Source organism: Halogeometricum sp. CBA1124 (assembly GCF_009741955.1).
Taxonomy (GTDB): domain Archaea; phylum Halobacteriota; class Halobacteria; order Halobacteriales; family Haloferacaceae; genus Halogeometricum; species Halogeometricum rufum.
On record NZ_WPCD01000272.1, the window covers coordinates 1 to 4,022 of the forward strand.

3 protein-coding genes and 2 pseudogenes are annotated in these 4,022 nt (G+C 68.0%); 2 read left to right on the plus strand and 3 right to left on the minus strand.

Annotated features, from left to right (window positions below; genetic code table 11):
* Positions 1-420 precede the first annotated feature (420 nt).
* Positions 421-705, minus strand: coding sequence for a HalOD1 output domain-containing protein (locus GJ632_RS20120; RefSeq protein WP_231751713.1), 285 nt, complete (start codon positions 703-705; stop codon positions 421-423).
* A 275-nt stretch (positions 706-980) separates the two neighbouring features.
* Here GJ632_RS20120 and GJ632_RS20125 point away from each other — a divergent pair, with 275 nt between their 5' ends.
* Complete coding sequence (locus GJ632_RS20125) at positions 981-1,325, plus strand: zinc ribbon domain-containing protein (RefSeq protein ID WP_191453860.1); 345 nt, start codon at positions 981-983, stop codon at positions 1,323-1,325.
* A gap of 44 nt (positions 1,326-1,369) precedes the next feature.
* Here the strand turns inward: GJ632_RS20125 and sucD are convergent.
* Together sucD and sucC are read right to left on the minus strand one after the other, a co-directional pair.
* Positions 1,370-2,238 (minus strand): annotated as a pseudogene (gene sucD, locus GJ632_RS20130) (succinate--CoA ligase subunit alpha).
* A pseudogene (gene sucC / locus GJ632_RS20135) lies at positions 2,235-3,379 on the minus strand (ADP-forming succinate--CoA ligase subunit beta). The pseudogenes sucD and sucC overlap by 4 nt, the downstream one beginning before the upstream one ends.
* A 240-nt stretch (positions 3,380-3,619) precedes the next feature.
* On the opposite strand from sucC, the gene GJ632_RS20140 reads away from it, so the two are divergent.
* Positions 3,620-4,022 (plus strand): alcohol dehydrogenase catalytic domain-containing protein (locus GJ632_RS20140; protein ID WP_191453861.1); only part of this gene is annotated, 403 nt, incomplete at its 3' end.

Sequence of the window (4,022 nt, forward strand, 5' to 3'; positions counted from 1 at the left end):
TGGACCGGCGCGCCGCCGGAGAGTCTGGCGCGTCGGCGGGGGCGACGTGTCGGCGGAGTCGCCGACGGATTGTGGAGGGCCGGGTCGCGCAGCGAGGGGGGAGGGGGAGACGCCGGCGTGTCGGGGCGGGGGAACCGACGCTCCGGCGTGGGGACCGACCCGGACCGGCGGCCCGGGCGGTCGGGGCGGAGGGCGAACCGTCGGGGGAGGGGGCGACGGTGCGGTGCCGAGGAGGCACCTGCACACGTCCGTCCGGCCGGGAGGGGGACCGGGTGGCACGGACGTGTGCAATCGTACGGAGTGCCCGGCGGATACTCCGTATTGACACGTTGGTACCGTTACAATCGGAACAGTTGCAAAAACGGCGGTACCGACGACTGGAAGGGCGAGACGACGGGACGTAGCGGCGTGAGAACGGACTCAGTCGGCGTTGCAGAGACCGGTGCCGGTGGCCGGCGTCGCTTCGAGCGCACGGACGTTGCCGTCTCCGCGGACGACGATTCGGTAGCCGGCGTAGTCGAACTCGACGACGCTCGAACTGGCACTCTCGGGCCCGTCGAAGAGTGCGACGAGTGCGTCCGGGTCGACGACGGACGCGAGCGGTGGAATGTCTGTGACGCCGACGCCCTCTAGCTCTGCGACCAGCGAGACGATGGATTCCGGCAGCATCTCGGGAGTGGCTGGCGTCGTATGTTCGTCCCTCATAGCTGGAGGGTGGATAGTTCCAGTCATAAATTCTCCACTCGTTCGCACCGAGTGAGAATTTCGTGTAAGCTGACTACTATATCGAGTCGTGGTCGGCCGGTGACGCGCACGGGAAACGTTCGCACGATGCGGCCGTCGTCCGCCGATTGCGGCGACTCGTCACGCGCGGACACCTCGCGGCCGCCGCTTCGGAATCTGCGAGTGAGGGGCTCCAGCCGTCGAACGCCGCCGTCCGACGGCGACAGAGACAAGTATGCCTAACGGTTGCATACCGCATGGGCTGGGAGGTCACGTTCCGACTCCTCCTGACGGGGTTCTGCATCGTCGCGCCCACGTTACTGTACGTCGGCTTGGTTCGCGCGCTCGAACGACTCCGCGACGACCCGTTCGTCGAGCGAGTGCTGCTCCAGATGGACGAGGAGTTCGAGTCCGGGCGGCGCGGGCCACGCGGCACCCGTCGGTCGGTCGGGTCCCACCCGTCGTCGCGTCCGCCGGAGTCGCCGGCGGACCGGGGCGGCGAGTCCTACCGGACGCCCGACGGCGTGTGTTCGCGCTGTAGCGCGCCGAACCCGCCGTACGCGACGTTCTGCGACGACTGTCTGGCGCGGCTGTCGAACTGAACTCCGCAAAGAAAGAGACGGTCGGGTCGGGCGCGTCCGCGCCGTTAGAGGAAGTCTTCGACGTACTCGGCGACTTCGTTCGGCGTGTCGCCGACGGGGACGCCCGCGTCGTTGAGCGCCGAAATCTTCGACTCCGCCGTCCCGGTTCCGGACCCGGAGACGATGGCGCCCGCGTGGCCCATGCGCTTGCCCGGCGGTGCCGTGCGGCCCGCGATGAAGCCGGCGACGGGCGTGTCCATGTTCTCGGCGATGTACTTCGCGGCCTGCTCTTCGTCCTCGCCGCCGATTTCGCCGCACATCACGACGCGTCGGTGTCGGTGTCGGCCTCGAACAGTTCGAGGGCGTCGATGAACGACGTGCCGATGATGGGGTCGCCGCCGATACCGATGGCCGTCGTCTGGCCGATGCCGCGGTCGGTGAGGTTCGAGACGACCTGGTAGGTGAGCGTCCCGGACCGGGAGACCAGTCCGACGTTGCCGGACTCGAAGATGTTGCCGGGCAGGATGCCGAGTTTGGCCTCGCCGGGGGTGATGAGACCGGGGCAGTTCGGACCGACGAGGCGGGTGTCGACCTCGGAGAGTCGCTTGTTCACCTTCGCCATGTCCTGCGTCGGGATGCCCTCGGTGATGGCAACCACGAGGTCGAGGTCGGTGTCGAGTGCCTCGAAGATGGCGTCGCCCGCGAACGCGGGCGGGACGAACACGACGGAGGCGTCGGCGTCCTCCTCCTCGACGGCCTGGTTGACCGTGTCGTAGACGGGGATGCCGTCGACCTTCTCGCCGCCCTTGCCGGGCACCGCGCCCGCGACGACGTTCGTGCCGTAGTCGACCATCTGCTGGGTGTGGAACTTCCCTTCGCCACCCGTGATTCCCTGTACCACTACGCGCGTGTCGTCGTCCACCAGAATGCTCATTGGCTTGCCTCCTGTGCGTTCTCGACGGCCCGTTGGACCGCGTCTTCGAGCGTCTTTTCGACCTCCACGAGGTCCGTGTTGAGAATCTCCATCCCCTCCTCGGCGTTGGTGCCCGCCAGTCGGACGACCACCTTCTTCGGAATCTCGTCGAAGGACTCCAGCGCCTCGTTGATGCCCTTGGCGACTTCGTCGCGCGGGTGATGCCGCCGAAGATGTTGAACACGACGGCGTCGACGTTCTCGTCCGCGAACACCATGTCGAGGGCGTTGGCCACGCGTTCGGCCTTCGCGCCGCCGCCGATGTCGAGGAAGTTGGCGGGTTCGCCGCCGTAGTGGTCCACGAGGTCCAGCGTCGTCATGACGAGGCCGGCCCCGTTGCCGATGATGCCGACGTTACCCGACAGGCGGACGTAGTCGAAGCCGTACTCGTTGGCCTTCCGTTCGAGGTCGTCCTCGGCCGCCTCGTCCTCCATCTCCGCGAGGTCCGGGTGCCGGAACAGGGCGTCCTCGTCGATGTTCATGACGGCGTCGGCCGCGACTACCTCGCGGTCCGACGTTATCATGACCGGGTTTATCTCGATGTCCGAGGCGTCCTTCGACTCGTAGAGGTCGTACAGCGTCGAGAGGATGGACGCCACGTCGCCCGCCACGTCGCGGGGGATGCCCGCCTCGTAGACGACCTTCCGGGCCTGGTAGGGGTGCAGACCGAACGCGGGGTCGATGTGCTCGCGGGCGATGGCCTCGGGCGTCTCCTCGGCGACGGACTCGATGTCGACGCCGCCCTCGGTGGAGACCATCGCGACGGGTTCGCCCTCGCCGCGGTCCATCGTGATTCCCACGTACAGTTCGTTCTCGAAGTCGACGCCGGCCTCGACGAGCACTTTCTCGACGGTGTAGCCCTTGAGGTCCATCCCGAGGATATCCTCCGCGGCCTCGCGCGCCTCGTCCTCGTCCGTCGCTATCTTGATGCCGCCCGCTTTGCCACGCCCGCCGACGTGGACCTGCGCCTTGATGGCGGCCGGGTAACCGATGTCCGCGACCGCCTCCATCACTTCGTCGACCGACGTCGCGAGGCGGGACTCGGGCACCGGAATCCCGGCCTCGGCGAAGACGTCCTTCGCCTGATACTCGTGGAGTTTCATGCGTCCGTGACTGCGAACGACGCGCGCTTAAATCCCGTTCATCCGGTACCGAGAGACGCGGTCGGACGCGACCCCCGACGGCCGGCGACGCCCCGCGATTCACTCGGCTACGAGTGGTTCGTTCTGCCTCGTTCACCGTCGTCGTCCACGCGTCGGCACCGCCATCGTCCACGCGTCGGCACCGTCGTCGTCCACGCGTCGGCACCACCGTTATCGACCCGGCGGCCCAACGGCGGGACGATGCGCACCGCAGCGTTCGCCGAGTTGACCGGACCCGACGGCGTGGAGGTACTCGAACGACCGGACCCCGACCCAGACGCCGGCGAAGCAGTCGTGAACGTCGAGGCCTGTTCCATCAACCGCCACGACCTGTGGATTCTGCAGGGCGACTCCGCGATGGTGGACGCGTCGGACCTGCCGTTCGTCAGCGGACTCGACGTGGCCGGGACGGTGCGCGCCGTCGGCGACGGCGTGACCGGCGTCGAACCCGGCGACCGGGTCGTCCTCTGCCCGAACGAGACGTGCGGCACCTGTCGCTTCTGCCGCGAGGGCCCCGAGAACCTCTGCGAGAACTTCTCGCTGTACCACGGTGGCCTCGCCGAACGGGCACTCGTGGCGGCCGACCGCCTCGTCTCGCTCCCCG

What these genes read in the sequence shown, in the direction of transcription:
- GJ632_RS20120 (WP_231751713.1), bottom strand. Translation starts at nt 705, where the DNA reads ATGAGGGACGAACATACGACGCCAGCCACTCCCGAGATGCTGCCGGAA.
- GJ632_RS20125 (WP_191453860.1), top strand. Translation starts at nt 981, where the DNA reads ATGGGCTGGGAGGTCACGTTCCGACTCCTCCTGACGGGGTTCTGCATC.